This is a genomic window from Verrucomicrobiaceae bacterium, assembly GCA_016713035.1.
GTDB lineage: Bacteria > Verrucomicrobiota > Verrucomicrobiia > Verrucomicrobiales > Verrucomicrobiaceae > Prosthecobacter.
The window spans coordinates 292347-304484 of sequence record JADJPW010000006.1 but is presented as its reverse complement, the minus strand read 5'-3'; the positions used below and the strand labels follow the sequence as shown (position 1 = coordinate 304484).

Sequence of the window (12138 nt, the reverse complement as noted above, 5' to 3'; positions counted from 1 at the left end):
CTCTCGCTCCCAGTCAAAAACGAGGCTCTGAAAGCGAATTAGCCGAGTGACCGAGCGATGGCGCTGAAGAGGAGGGATGTGGGGCTGCTGGGGTTTTGGAGGGTGTGGGGCTGCCCGCTGTCGCCGCTCTCACGGAGGGGCATTTCGATAGGGATGCGGCCCAGGAGGGGGACACCGAGGCGCTTGGCCTCTTTTTCACCGCCGCCTTGACCGAAGATAGCGTATTCCTTGCCGTCGGAGGGGCAGAGGAAGTAGCTCATGTTTTCAATGATGCCGAGGATGGGGACGTTGACTTTTTGGAACATGCCGACGGCTTTGCGGGCGTCGATGAGGGCGACTTCTTGAGGGGTGGTGACGATGATGGCACCGTCGAGGGCCACGGTTTGGACGATGGTGAGCTGGATGTCGCCCGTGCCGGGTGGGAGGTCGAGTAGGAGGACATCGAGGTCTTTCCAGGCGACTTGGCGGAGGAATTGCTGCGTGTAACGGGTAGCGATGGGGCCGCGGACGATGACCGGGGAGTCGTCTTCGAGAAGGAAGCCCATGGAGATGAGCTGGAGGCCGTGTTTTTCGATGGGGATGATCTGCTGCTCATCGTTTTGATAGGGGCGCTCATCGGTGCCGAACATGTGGGCGATGCTGGGGCCGTAGAGGTCGCAGTCGCAGAGGCCGACGCGGAGTCCCTGCTGACTGAGAGCGACGGCGAGGTTGCTGGCGACGGTGCTTTTGCCGACGCCACCTTTGCCAGAGGCGATGGCGATGATTTTTTTGACGCCTGGAATGCTGGATTTGCCCATTTTCTCCGAGGCCGTGGTGTTGGTGCCGGGTGGGTCTTTGATGTCGAAGTCGAGGCGGACTTGGCCGATGCCAGGGAGCTTCTGGAGCACGTCCATGGCCTGCTCGTGGATGAGGCGGGGGATGTTCGGGTCGCGGGTGGCGAGGCTGATGCTGACGGTAAGATCGGGGCCATCGAGACGGATGGCTTTGACGAGGCCAAAGGAGAGGATGTCGCGGCTGAAGCCGGGGTAGCGGACGTTGGCGAGAGCGGTGCGGATGTCGTTTTCGGAGAGCATGGGTCGAGAGCGAAGGAGAGTGGATGCGGCTGGATGTCAAATGCCGGGGCAGACGGCGGCGAGGGTGCGTAGGACGATGGCATCACCGACTTGCATGATCGCGCGCTGGTCAAAGAGGGCGCGGACGACGGTTTCGTAGTCGGGGACGGTGTCGGTGTGATGACTGGCGAGGAGGCGGACGTAGCGGACGGCGCGGTCGATGAGCTTGTTGTTGCTGGGTTTGACGAAAGTCATGAGATTGTCGCGGTAGCGGCCCATGCGGCCCATGACGAGGGTGGAGTGGATGTTGATCCACATTTTAAGCATCAGATGGCGGTGGAAGGCGGGGGCGGAGATGGGCTCTAGGTGCCTGTAGCCGTCAATTTGCCAAGAAATGGCCCCTGGGAGGCCGGAAATGGAGAATTCGGCCATCTGGGGGCCAGAGAGGCGATTTTGGCGTTTTTCGCGTGTTTGGCGTGAGAGGTCGTAGGAGCCCAAAATGGCCGCTCCGGCGAGATGACGCACTTCCGGCCAATCAAGCGTGCGTGGGGCACGTCCGAGGAGTGCGTGCCAGGCGGAAAGTGCGTCTGGCTGGTCTGGGAGATAAAAATGGCACCAGGAGAGCGGCGCGGCCGGATCATCCTGTTTTTCAAAAGGGGCGAGGCTGAAGGTGGGAGCTCGCTCAGTGGTGTCGGTGACGACGGTGATGCCGTATTCGTCACTGCGATACATGAGGTGGCCTCCGCTTTGGTAGATGGCGGCTTCTTTTTCGATGAAGGGAGCGATGAATTGACCGTCGTGGGCCTGGACGAGCTGGAGCAGCCGCGAGACCTCCTGTGGAGCACTTTCTGGCGTACCTGCATGCATGAGGGCGAAGCCGATAGCTGCCTCCAGCACCGTGCTGGACTGCATACGTGTGCTGCCGCTGATGGCCATGGGGCCGACGGCGAGATTGAGCTTACGGATGCGGGAGTCGGCGAGGACGCGGCGGCTGCGCTCGGCGGCTGCGGCGAGGAGATCGTCTGGATTGCAATAGAGGAACCAGGGGGTGTTTTGCGAGTGTGCGGCGGCGTGCTCGGTGGCACCGATGACGAAGGGGGTTTCACCGCCTTCGGTTGCACTGATGAGGAGGTCGCCGTCTTCGAATCCGAGCTCCGCGAGCTGGCGTGCGCCGTATTCCGGGTGGTCCTCGAAGGTTTCGATGGCTTTGATCAGAGCGAGATCACCACCGGCCATGAAGGCGCGGACGCTATCGGGTCGCGGCCATGGAAGGGTACCCTGGCGGCAAAAAATCTCGATGCTGAGTGCTAGGCGTCCGGTGGCTCCGCAGCCACAGAGGTAGATGCGTTTTCCAGCGGCAAAGGTGGCGGCGATGGCCCGTGCGAGATCAATGAGCGGCGCGGATTTTTCCTCCATGCGGCGGAGGGCGAGGAGATCGACCTGACGCAGGCTTTCGAGTGCCTGGGGCAGATCTTCCTGTGCCTGACGAGACAGATCGACGGTGAGGGGATGCTGCGATTCGGTCTCTAGGCTGCCGAGCTGGAAGTCGGCGGCGATTTTTAAATACTCATCTGCCTCAGTCATGAGGGGAGGTGCATGCGCCGGGAGGTGATGGCAAGTGTGGCCTTCAAATGCGGAGCCGAAAAGCAGAGGATGGGCAGGCTGGCGCTTTTTAGGCGTATTCGGGCTTCATCCGGGGTGGACGGCCTTTGACGCGGGCTAAAGTCACACGGAGGGCGAGATTGGCGAGCTGGGTATGCGGATGGAAGTCTGGGGGAGTTTTTTGCCTTTGCTCTGCCAGCGCATGCCGCCGCTGATCCAGGTTTCGCGGAATTCGTCGTAGCTGATGCCGTCGTCATCATCGGTGACACCAAATTGGAAGCCGCAGCAGGGGCAGATTTCCATGGAGGCTCCACCTGTGCGATTGCGTGCGGGCTCGGCGAGGTCGTCGTAGCCACAGACGGGGCAGGAATTGACTTCTTTGGCGAGTTTCATGATGGTATCCTCTTGGCTGTTGCGCTTGGAGGCCTTGGGCTGTACGCGCACGAGCTTGCGGAGGCGTGCGGGTTTAGCGGATGGAGTGGCAGTGCTGGGGGTGGATTTCGCTCGGGGCTTTTTGGGGGCGGTCATCGTGCGGGGGGAAAGGAAAGATCTGCGGAAGTGACGGCGCGACCGGGTTGGCGCTGCCAGTAGGAGGGATTGTTGGGGCGGAAGTAGGTCTTGGTTTTGCCGGAGCGTGTGTAAGCGGCGAATGCTCGTGTTTTCGGATCAAAGACGCGGAGGGTGCCGTCTGTGTCGTCGATCTTCATGGGGAGGCCCTCGGTCCGAGCACGCTGGAGAAAAGGTCCAGGCCTGGGCGGCATATTCATCTGCACTGCGACTCTGGAAGTCCGGCCCGTGGCGTTCAAAATGATCCTGAAGGGAGTCGATGCTGCCCCAGGTGCTGCGTGTGGGCGGGGCAGTGAGGGTGCTGGTGCTGGCGGATGGAGCACGAGGCTTTGCCGTGACTGTGGAAGAAGAAGAGGCGGGGGCTTTTTTCTCAGGGATCAGGGCATCGAGCACGCGGCGCATGACAGATGGTGGCGGCGGGGCTGCTGCGGCGGGAGCCTTGGGCGTGCCGCCCGTGGTGGTGAAGCTGCCTTTGGCGAGATCAACGCGGGCACTGCCGACGGAGAAGTGGTAAAGAGTGCCGGGCTTGAGGTTTTCCAGCTTGAGCTCGTGGGTGGCGGCGACGGGGCCCTCTGCTTTGCGGTTCAGTGCTGAGGCATCGAGTCCGAACTGGGCACGTGTGCCGCAGGCAACATCTGTTTTCCAACGGAGTGTTGCCGTTGTGTCAGCGGGGATGATTTCTGGGGAGCCGATGATCTCGACAGCGAGCGAGGCTACGCTGAGGAGTGAGAGAAAAAGGGCTATGAAGAGTTGGCGGAGGCCCGACATGGAAGAGGAGGGAGAGAATACAGGGGGATCACTAGGACACTCCCGTGGAAAAAGCGTTCAAACTGCAAATGCCTGACTTTCCATCCTCATTTGCGTCTCATGCGCCAAGATATGTGACCGCATTGCGTAGCAGCGTGAGGCCCGTTTCTTGGCTCTTTTCTGGATGAAACTGCACGGCGATGAGGTTTTCCCGTGCGATGCCACTGATGAATTCGCTGCCGTAGTCCGTGCGGCAAAGGGCTAGATTCTCATCGACCACCTGTGGGTAATAAGAGTGCACGAAATAAACGTGCGCAGGCTGCGTCAACCCGCTCCAGATAGTGCTGTGCTGATCAGACCAGCGGGCGGTATTCCAGCCCATGTGCGGGATTTTGAGTCCACTGGCGGGATCGAACTTCCGCACACGTCCACGGGCGACGCCGAGTCCGTCCACGCCTGGGCATTCTTCGCTGCTTTCAAAGAGGAGCTGGTATCCCAGACAGATGCCGAGGTAGGGCCGTCCAGCAGCCAACCAGGCACGTAGGGGCTCCCAGAGTGCCTGTTCTTTTAAGATACGCACACTGTCACCGAAGGCCCCTTGCCCAGGAAAGACGAGGATGTCGATGGCGTCGAAGTCCGAGGGCTCTTTCACCAGCTCTGCATGGGAGCCGATGGCCTCAAAGGCATTCAACACGCTGCGCAGATTCCCCGCGCCGTAGTCCAGCACTCCGAGTTTCTTCATTAGAGGACTTCTTTGGTGCTAGGGATGCCAGTGACGCGTGGATCGTGCCGTGTGGCGGCATCGAGGGCACGGGCGAGTCCTTTGAAGATAGCTTCGGCCATGTGGTGGGCGTCTTTGCCACGTAGGATGTCCACATGCACGTTCGCCAGCAATGCAGAGGAGAAAGCGCGGAGGAATTCCTCGACGAGCTGGTAGCTAAAGCGGCCTCCGATGGCCTCCACGCGATCTGGGGCCTCATAAACGAGGAGCGGCCTGCCACTGAGATCGAGCGCCACGCGGGCGAGGGTCTCATCCATCGGCAGCATGGCCCAGCCGTAGCGGACGATGCCCGCTTTGTTGCCTAGCGCTTCACGGAAGCAGGAGCCGAGCACGATGCCGGTGTCCTCGACGGTGTGATGGTAGTCCACTTCGATGTCGCCGATGGTCTTCACCTTGAGGTCAAAGAGGCCGTGCTTCGCGAAAAGGGTCAACATGTGATCGAAAAACGGCACTCCGGTGTCGATTTGCGACACGCCGGAGCCATCGACATTCAATTCGATGGTGATGTCCGTCTCGGCGGTCTTGCGGTGTTGCTTGGCGGTGCGGGTCTGGCTCATGGGCAGCGCAACAAACACGCACATGCCGCTCACGGCAAGGATGAGGTATCACTTCCCAAAAGCCCGAGCGCGGAAATGCCACGCGGATGCTCTGCAAAGAGGCCTCAACGGGTTTTACCCGCACAGTGTCGAGTAAATCGCCTGGTCAGCCATTTTTCGCTGAAAGGCACCTCATGGGCAGGACGACTTATGCGGCCCGCATGAAGATCCCTTCCCTCCTGACCCTCTTTGCCTGTTCGCTGAATTTGCCTGCCGCAGAGCCCGTGGAGGCGGATTTTTATAAAATCACCTCCTTTGAGACTCCAAAGCAGACCGCGCTGGAGGTGGGCTCGATCGACTTGATGCCAGATGGACGCCTCGCTCTGGGGACGCGGCGCGGTGAGGTATGGATCGTCAGTGGGGCGAGCAGCAGCGATCCAGCAGCGGTGAGTTACCAGCTTTTCGCGAGTGGGCTGCATGAGGTGCTGGGCATCGCCTACCATGAGAAGGAAAAGTGCCTCTACGCGACGACTCGCTATGAGATCACGAAGCTGCGTGACACCGATGGCGATGGCCGCGCCGATGTCTTTGATAACTTCTGCGACGACTGGGGCGTCTCGGGCGATTACCACGAGTATGCACTGGGCAGCCGCTTTGACCGCGCGGGCGATTTGTGGGTCACGCTTTGCCTCACGGGCTCATTCAGCAGCCAGGTGCCGTTTCGTGGCTGGGCACTGCGAGTGAAGCCAGATGGCAAAATGGTGCCGACATGCAGTGGTGTGCGCAGTCCGGGCGGCGTGGGGTTCGATGCCGATGGCGAGGTATATTACTGTGACAATCAGGGGCCGTGGCATGGCTCATGCACGCTCCAGCATCTGGTTCCAGGCAGTTTCCAAGGCCATCCCGGCGGAAATATTTGGTATGATCAGGCTCCGAACATGGGCGCAAAACCCATCGACCCGATCCCAGAGGCCTTTCAGGGCAATCGCGGCCGCAAAGAGGCACGCGTAGGCGGCGACCCAGACCGCATGGTGGCAGAGCGTGCTCGCATCAAGGAGTTGCTGCCGCCCGCTGTTTACCTAGTGCATGGAAAGATCGGCAACAGCGCCAGCGCTATCATTTGTGATCTCAGCGAAGGAAAATTCGGCCCCTTTGCCAAGCAGCTCTTCATCGCAGACCAATCGCACAGCAATCTGAGCCGCGTATTCCTGGAAACGATCAACGGCATCAAGCAAGGCGTGGTCTTCCCCTTCCGCAGTGGCTTTCAGAGCGGCCTCATCGGTGGGCGTATGGATGCGGAGGGCCGCGTCTTCGTCGGTGGCAGTGATCGCGGCTGGGGAGCACGCGGCGGGAAGCCTCATTGCTTTGAAAAATGCGAGTGGACCGGCAAGACGCCCTTTGAGGTGCATGAGATGCGTGCGCGGCCGGATGGCTTCGAGCTGACTTTCACCCAAGCGGTCGATCCAGCCAGCGCTGGCGATGTGCAGAGCTACAGCATGCGCGAGTTCACCTACGCCTACCGCGAGCAATACGGCGGCGATGAGATTGATGAGATCAAACCGCAAATCACCGCCGCAAAAGTGGCCGCAGACGGGAAATCCGTGCGCCTGACGATCACCCCATTGACCAAAGGCCACATTCACGAGCTGCATCTCGATGGCGTGAAAAATGCGGCAGGTGAGCCCCTCCTTCATCGTGTGGGCTACTACACGCTCAATGAGATTCCGGCGAAGTAAGCATGCCCGGCACATCTTCTTCCTTGCAGCGCTCTCCCGCAGTGCTTTGGGAGACAGCCCATGACGCCCATCCCTGCTGAAATCATCCACGCCATCCGCTCCGCGCAGAGGATCGGCATCGCCGCGCATGTGCGGCCGGATGGTGATGCCCTGGGTTCCGTGATGGGATTGGCCCTCAGCCTCCGCGCTGCGGGCAAAGAAGTCTTCCCGCTGCTGGAGGACGGTGCACCGCCGCATCTGGCCTTTTTACCCGGCTCTGAGCTGGTGAAAAAGCCCACCGAGGCAGCCCCTCCCGCGCTCGACCTTGCCATCGCGCTCGATACCGCCACGCAGGAGCGCTTGGGGGAGGGCGTCGTCGCCATTTTCGCCAAAGCACCGCTGCTCATCAATATCGACCACCACGGCACCAATCCCGGATACGGCCAGCTAAACCACATCGACACCACCGCCCCCGCCGTAGGCCAGATCGTCTATGATCTGCTCCAGCAGGCCGCGCTGCCTGTGGATGACGCCATGCGGCAGAATCTCTTCGCGGCCATTTCCACCGATACGGGCTCCTTTCAGTTCTCCAGCACCGGTCCGCGCACCCACCGCATCGTCGCGGAGATGCTGGAGGCCGGACTCGACACCGCACGGCTCGCCACACTGCTCTATCAGTCCTACCCGCTGCGCCGCATCGAGCTCCAGCGTGCCATGCTCAATGAGATGAGCTTCCGCGCCAGTGGCCGCATCGTGAGCTGGAATCTCACGCATGAGCTCATGCAGCGCATCTCCATGCTCCCCGGTGATACCGAGGGCCTCATCGACACCCTGCGCATGATCGACAGCGTGGTGGCCTGCGTCATTTTTGAAGAAGCCGACAACGGCAAAATCCGCGTCAGCGCACGCTCCAAAGACACGCGGGTGAACGTGTCCGACGTGTGTGCTCAATTCGGCGGTGGTGGTCACCGCATGGCCGCCGGGGCCCGCCTCAAAGGCCCCATTTCAGAAGCCTCAACCCGTTTCCTTTCCGCACTCGAAGATGAAGTCCTCCGACGACTCAATTAATGGCGTTCTCCTGGTCGATAAAGGCCAGGACATGACCTCCCATGACGTGGTGGCAGTCGCCCGCCGCTGCCTCAACACCAAAAAGATCGGCCACTGTGGCACACTCGATCCGATGGCCACCGGCATGCTCATTCTCGTCGTCGGCAATGCCACCCGCATCCAGGATCTGCTCATGAGCGAGGACAAGGAGTACACCGGCACCCTCACACTCGGCTCCACCACCAGCACCCAAGATGCCGAAGGCGAAGTGCTCGAAACCAAGCCCCTCCCAGCCGATCTCGCCCGTTCAGACATCGAAACCGCCTTTGATGCCTTCCGTGGCGACTTTTATCAGACTCCGCCGATGGTCAGCGCCGTGAAGATCGGCGGTGTGGCCCTGTACAAACTCGCCCGCCAAGGCAAAGAAGTGGCGCGTGAGCCACGCCTCGTCCGCGTCTATGACCGCGAGATCACCCGCGTCGAGCTACCACAGGTCGATTTCCGCGTCGTATGCAGCAAAGGCTTCTACGTCCGCACCTACGCCCATGAGATCGGCCAGAAAATCGGCTGTGGTGCCCACCTCAGTGCCCTGCGCCGCACCCGCAGTGGCCACTTCACCTTCCAGCCCGGCAAGAACGTCACCTTTGACATGCTCAAAGGCGGCCAGCGTGATGCCTGCCTCCAGTCCATGTACTCGCTCTACGACGTCTCCAAAATGCGCGGCGTCTAAAACCAAGCACAACGAACCAGGAACCAAGAACCAGGAACTACGAACCAAGAACACGCCCCTCCCCCACCACACTCACCACGATACGGCGGGTATGCGGTGCACGGCGGTGCTCGAAGAGGAAAATCCCCTGCCACGTCCCCAGCGCCAGACGGCCATGCATCACCGGGATCACCTCGGACGTGCGAGTGAGGGCCATGCGCAAGTGACTGGGCATATCATCGGCCCCTTCGTGAGTATGGACAAAGTAGGGAGTGTCCTCCGGCACCAACCGATCGAAAAACGCATGCAAATCCGTCCGCGCAGAGGGATCTGCATTCTCAAAGATCACCAAGCTAGCACTGGTATGCTGCACCATCACCGTGGCCATGCCCGTCTGGATGCCGCTGGCCTGCACGATACGGCACACGCGGTCGGTGATCTCGTAAGTCCCCTTCCCTCGCGTGCTCAGGATCCCCTGCGTCATGAAAAGCCTCTGCCAATTCTTCTCCGTCCTCCTCGGCCTCTTCGCCGCAGCCTGGATGACCATCGGTATCATCCCCTTCCTCGGCATCTTCCAGTGGCCTGCACTCATCTGCTGTGTGCTCGGCGTCATCTTCGGCGTCTTCCCTCAGCGCAAGATCGGCCTCACCATCAATCTCGTCGTCGGTGTCGTCGCCATTGTGCGCCTACTCATCGGCGCAGGTGTCGCCTGATTTTTCTTTGCCAGAGCCGCTGACTCCGTTATCGCATCTGTGCATGACACCAGCCATCGGCATCGACCTCGGCGGCACCAACATCAAAGCCGCCCTCGTGGACACTCAGTCCTCGCAAACTCTCGCGACTCTGTCCAAACCGACACGCGATGGCGAATTTGAGGGCGACACACCACGCTTCGCCCACACCGTGCGCGGGATCGTCCATGAGTTCGAGTCCCAGGTCGGTCAAAAACTCGCCGTAGGCCTCTCCGCACCCGGTTTGGCCCATTCTAGCGGCCTTTACATCGACTGGATGCCCGGACGCATGCACGGACTGGAAAAGCTCGACTGGGCCACATTTCTCGACCGCGACTGCCGCGTGCTCAATGATGCCCACGCAGCCCTTTTGGGCGAAATCTGGGCCGGAGCCGCCCAGGGCACGCAAGACGCCTTCATGCTCACTCTCGGCACCGGCGTCGGTGGAGCGATCTGGAGCGGTGGACGGCTTCTCAAGGGAAAAATCGGCCGTGCAGGCCATCTCGGCCACATCAGCACCGACACGCACGGCCCGCGTGATGACTTCAACACCCCTGGCAGTCTCGAAGACGCCATCGGCAATCAAACCATCACCCAGCGTGGAGAGGGCCGCTACGCCACCACACACTCCCTGCTCGATGCCTACGCCGCAGGCGATGCCCATGCAGAAAAAGTCTGGCTCACCTCCGTCCGACACCTCGCCGCCTCCATCGCCTCCCTCATCAACGTCCTCGACCCCGAAATCGTCATCCTCGGCGGCGGCATCGCCACCGGTGCCCAAGACCGCCTTCTTAAACCACTCCAACAAGCCCTCAACGACTTCGAATGGCGTCCCGGCGGCAACCAGGCCCGCATCGTACCTGCGGAGCTTGGGGATAGCGCGGGATGTCTGGGGGCTGTTTTTAATCTTTTGCAAAGTGCTCAGATCTGAATGCTCAGTCGCCAGAAAGCGCTCGCGGCATCACCACTGAGCACTGAGCACTGAGCACTGAGAACTGAGCACTACTTACTCGCCACCTCTCCATGCCCCCCGCCCTCCAATACCTCCAGGCCTCCGAAGGCCTCATCCATCGCGTTCGCGACCAACTCCCACTCATCCAGCAAACCGCTGATCTTTTCGCCAAAACGATCCTCGCTGGCCAAATGGTCCACGTCTTCGGCTCCGGTCACAGTCGCATCCTCGTCGAGGAAATGTGGCCTCGATATGGCTCCTTTCCCGGCTTCAATCCCATCGTCGAGCTCTCACTGACCTTCCACAACCTCGTCGTCGGCGCCAACGGCCAGCGTCAGGCCATGTTCCTCGAAAACGTCAGCGGCTTGGCCAATCGCATCCTGCGGAACTTCGATCTCCAACCCGGCGATAGCGCCCTCGTCATCTCCAGCAGCGGCTGCAACGTCGTCCCCGTCGAAATGGCCGAGGAATTCCAAAAGCGCGGCGTCAAAGTCGCCTCCATCATCAGCACCACCCACAGCGAAGCCAGCACCAGCCGCCACCGCGACGGCAAGAAGCTCCAGGATTTCTCCGACATCGTCCTCGACACCGGTGCCCCCGTCGGTGATGCCATGATCAAGATCGAAGGCCTCGAAACCCCTGTCTCCCCCGGCAGCACCGTCGGCGGCTGCCTCCTCGTCAACGCCATCAAAGCCGAAGTCGCCGACCGCCTCACCAAAGCCGGCCAGCCGCCGAAAGTCCTCACCGCCGGAGCCCTCGTCGGAGCCCCCAAAGCCACCGAACTCTTCGAAGCCGCCTATGACGAACACGCACGGCGAATCGCACGGTATTATGCGGGCTTGGGCAAAGACTGATCAGAGATGAGCAAACCAAAAAAAGTATTCTACGGCATTGTAATATCTGGGCTCTTCTGTGCCTGGGTAGTCCCATCAACAGGTCTAAAAGACTATGCATTTCCCCTGGCACTCATTTGGGTGATTGTTGGCAATATTGCTGCCTACTCACTTCGATGCCGACATTGCCAAAAGCAGCTAGTGAAAACAAAAGACGGCATTTTCATTCGTGGCTGGGGATGGGACAAATGCGACTTCTGCGGCAAAGAGCAGTAATTGCACCTTCCCGCCGCATCGGATGTGCTTTGCGGCTCTTGTATGGTATGGCGGCCCTGCATAGGCGTTTCATGCAGGCACCATGAAAAACGGTTCATCCGGGAAGTGGGTGCGGGGAGTGCCCTCGACGCTCGGCTGGGACTCTCAGACTGGCTGGGGGTGACAAGGCCGAGGCGGAGGTGCCGGGCGACCTGGTGTCGAGGTGGTGGAAGCTGATCGGTGCCCACTGTTCGCCAAAACAGCTATTCACAGGCACCAAGCCCGGTTTTGGGGTGATTGGAGGGCGAAAAGGGCAGTTTCGAGGTCGGAATCGAGAAATCCGAGGTCGGGTACCGAGCAATCCGGGGTCGGAATTGGTAAATCCGGGGACGGGTACCGGGCAATCCGGGGACGGGTACTGGGCAATCCGGGGGCGGGTACCGGGCAATCCGGGATCGGGTACTGGGCAATCCGGGGTAGGGTACTGGGCAATCCGGGATCGGGTACTGGGCAATCCGGGATCGGGTACTGGGCAATCCGGGGTCGGGTACCGGGCAATCCGGGGGCGGATTTACCGATTCCGAGATCGGATTTACGAATTCCGAGGTCGG

Annotated in this window: 14 protein-coding genes; 6 read left to right on the top strand and 8 right to left on the bottom strand. The window is 60.7% G+C overall.

Annotated elements, in window-relative coordinates; genetic code table 11:
* Positions 1 to 38 precede the first annotated feature (38 nt).
* From IPK32_18405 to hisB, 7 genes are all read right to left on the bottom strand, one after another.
* Entirely contained in the window at positions 39 to 1073 is a 1035-nt protein-coding gene (locus IPK32_18405) for an Mrp/NBP35 family ATP-binding protein (protein MBK8093889.1), read from the bottom strand.
* 36 nt (positions 1074 to 1109) lie between these two features.
* A complete protein-coding gene (locus IPK32_18400) occupies positions 1110 to 2636 on the bottom strand; it encodes an SIS domain-containing protein (protein MBK8093888.1) in 1527 nt (508 codons plus the stop codon).
* Between the two features lie 141 nt (positions 2637 to 2777).
* Positions 2778 to 3182: a hypothetical protein gene (locus tag IPK32_18395; GenBank protein MBK8093887.1), complete on the bottom strand. Its 405-nt coding sequence runs from the start codon at positions 3180 to 3182 to the stop codon at positions 2778 to 2780.
* Complete coding sequence (locus IPK32_18390; protein ID MBK8093886.1) at positions 3179 to 3361, bottom strand: hypothetical protein; 183 nt, start codon at positions 3359 to 3361, stop codon at positions 3179 to 3181. The genes IPK32_18395 and IPK32_18390 overlap by 4 nt, the downstream gene beginning before the upstream one ends.
* Positions 3321 to 3989, bottom strand: coding sequence for a fibronectin type III domain-containing protein (locus IPK32_18385; protein MBK8093885.1), 669 nt, complete (start codon positions 3987 to 3989; stop codon positions 3321 to 3323). The genes IPK32_18390 and IPK32_18385 overlap by 41 nt, the downstream gene beginning before the upstream one ends.
* 97 nt (positions 3990 to 4086) lie before the next feature.
* Complete coding sequence (gene hisH, locus IPK32_18380) at positions 4087 to 4710, bottom strand: imidazole glycerol phosphate synthase subunit HisH (protein ID MBK8093884.1); 624 nt, start codon at positions 4708 to 4710, stop codon at positions 4087 to 4089.
* The gene (gene hisB / locus IPK32_18375) at positions 4710 to 5306 is read right to left on the bottom strand and encodes an imidazoleglycerol-phosphate dehydratase HisB (GenBank protein ID MBK8093883.1); all 597 of its coding nucleotides are present in this window, start codon (positions 5304 to 5306) and stop codon (positions 4710 to 4712) included. The genes hisH and hisB overlap by 1 nt, the downstream gene beginning before the upstream one ends.
* Positions 5307 to 5506: 200 nt before the next feature.
* On the opposite strand from hisB, the gene IPK32_18370 reads away from it, so the two are divergent.
* The 3 genes from IPK32_18370 to truB are packed head-to-tail and all read left to right on the top strand — an operon-like array spanning position 5507 to position 8777.
* Positions 5507 to 7021 carry a hypothetical protein gene (locus tag IPK32_18370; protein ID MBK8093882.1) on the top strand — a complete coding sequence of 505 codons (1515 nt, stop codon included), beginning with the start codon at positions 5507 to 5509 and terminating at the stop codon, positions 7019 to 7021.
* Positions 7022 to 7081: 60 nt separating this feature from the next.
* The gene (locus IPK32_18365; protein MBK8093881.1) at positions 7082 to 8068 is read left to right on the top strand and encodes a bifunctional oligoribonuclease/PAP phosphatase NrnA; all 987 of its coding nucleotides are present in this window, start codon (positions 7082 to 7084) and stop codon (positions 8066 to 8068) included.
* A complete protein-coding gene (gene truB / locus IPK32_18360) occupies positions 8043 to 8777 on the top strand; it encodes a tRNA pseudouridine(55) synthase TruB (GenBank protein ID MBK8093880.1) in 735 nt (244 codons plus the stop codon). The genes IPK32_18365 and truB overlap by 26 nt, the downstream gene beginning before the upstream one ends.
* A 37-nt stretch (positions 8778 to 8814) precedes the next feature.
* Here truB and IPK32_18355 read toward each other — a convergent pair whose 3' ends face one another.
* Positions 8815 to 9240 (bottom strand): YjbQ family protein, encoded by a 426-nt coding sequence (locus tag IPK32_18355; protein MBK8093879.1) that lies wholly within the window; start codon positions 9238 to 9240, stop codon positions 8815 to 8817.
* Between IPK32_18355 and IPK32_18350 the strand changes: the two genes are divergently transcribed.
* The 3 genes from IPK32_18350 (at position 9239) to IPK32_18340 (ending at position 11293) form a co-directional block, all read left to right on the top strand.
* Positions 9239 to 9469 carry a hypothetical protein gene (locus IPK32_18350; protein MBK8093878.1) on the top strand — a complete coding sequence of 77 codons (231 nt, stop codon included), beginning with the start codon at positions 9239 to 9241 and terminating at the stop codon, positions 9467 to 9469. The two genes, IPK32_18355 and IPK32_18350, sit on opposite strands and share 2 nt — an antisense overlap.
* Positions 9470 to 9512: 43 nt before the next feature.
* Entirely contained in the window at positions 9513 to 10418 is a 906-nt protein-coding gene (locus tag IPK32_18345) for an ROK family protein (GenBank protein ID MBK8093877.1), read from the top strand.
* A 92-nt stretch (positions 10419 to 10510) separates the two neighbouring features.
* The gene (locus tag IPK32_18340; protein ID MBK8093876.1) at positions 10511 to 11293 is read left to right on the top strand and encodes an SIS domain-containing protein; all 783 of its coding nucleotides are present in this window, start codon (positions 10511 to 10513) and stop codon (positions 11291 to 11293) included.
* The last annotated feature ends 845 nt before the right edge of the window (positions 11294 to 12138 follow it).

What these genes read in the sequence shown, in the direction of transcription:
- IPK32_18405 (MBK8093889.1), bottom strand. Translation starts at nt 1,073, where the DNA reads ATGCTCTCCGAAAACGACATCCGCACCGCTCTCGCCAACGTCCGCTAC.
- IPK32_18400 (MBK8093888.1), bottom strand. Translation starts at nt 2,636, where the DNA reads ATGACTGAGGCAGATGAGTATTTAAAAATCGCCGCCGACTTCCAGCTC.
- IPK32_18395 (MBK8093887.1), bottom strand. Translation starts at nt 3,182, where the DNA reads ATGACCGCCCCCAAAAAGCCCCGAGCGAAATCCACCCCCAGCACTGCC.
- IPK32_18390 (MBK8093886.1), bottom strand. Translation starts at nt 3,361, where the DNA reads ATGAAGATCGACGACACAGACGGCACCCTCCGCGTCTTTGATCCGAAA.
- IPK32_18385 (MBK8093885.1), bottom strand. Translation starts at nt 3,989, where the DNA reads ATGTCGGGCCTCCGCCAACTCTTCATAGCCCTTTTTCTCTCACTCCTC.
- hisH (MBK8093884.1), bottom strand. Translation starts at nt 4,710, where the DNA reads ATGAAGAAACTCGGAGTGCTGGACTACGGCGCGGGGAATCTGCGCAGC.
- hisB (MBK8093883.1), bottom strand. Translation starts at nt 5,306, where the DNA reads ATGAGCCAGACCCGCACCGCCAAGCAACACCGCAAGACCGCCGAGACG.
- IPK32_18370 (MBK8093882.1), top strand. Translation starts at nt 5,507, where the DNA reads ATGAAGATCCCTTCCCTCCTGACCCTCTTTGCCTGTTCGCTGAATTTG.
- IPK32_18365 (MBK8093881.1), top strand. Translation starts at nt 7,082, where the DNA reads ATGACGCCCATCCCTGCTGAAATCATCCACGCCATCCGCTCCGCGCAG.
- truB (MBK8093880.1), top strand. Translation starts at nt 8,043, where the DNA reads ATGAAGTCCTCCGACGACTCAATTAATGGCGTTCTCCTGGTCGATAAA.
- IPK32_18350 (MBK8093878.1), top strand. Translation starts at nt 9,239, where the DNA reads ATGAAAAGCCTCTGCCAATTCTTCTCCGTCCTCCTCGGCCTCTTCGCC.
- IPK32_18355 (MBK8093879.1), bottom strand. Translation starts at nt 9,240, where the DNA reads ATGACGCAGGGGATCCTGAGCACGCGAGGGAAGGGGACTTACGAGATC.
- IPK32_18345 (MBK8093877.1), top strand. Translation starts at nt 9,513, where the DNA reads ATGACACCAGCCATCGGCATCGACCTCGGCGGCACCAACATCAAAGCC.
- IPK32_18340 (MBK8093876.1), top strand. Translation starts at nt 10,511, where the DNA reads ATGCCCCCCGCCCTCCAATACCTCCAGGCCTCCGAAGGCCTCATCCAT.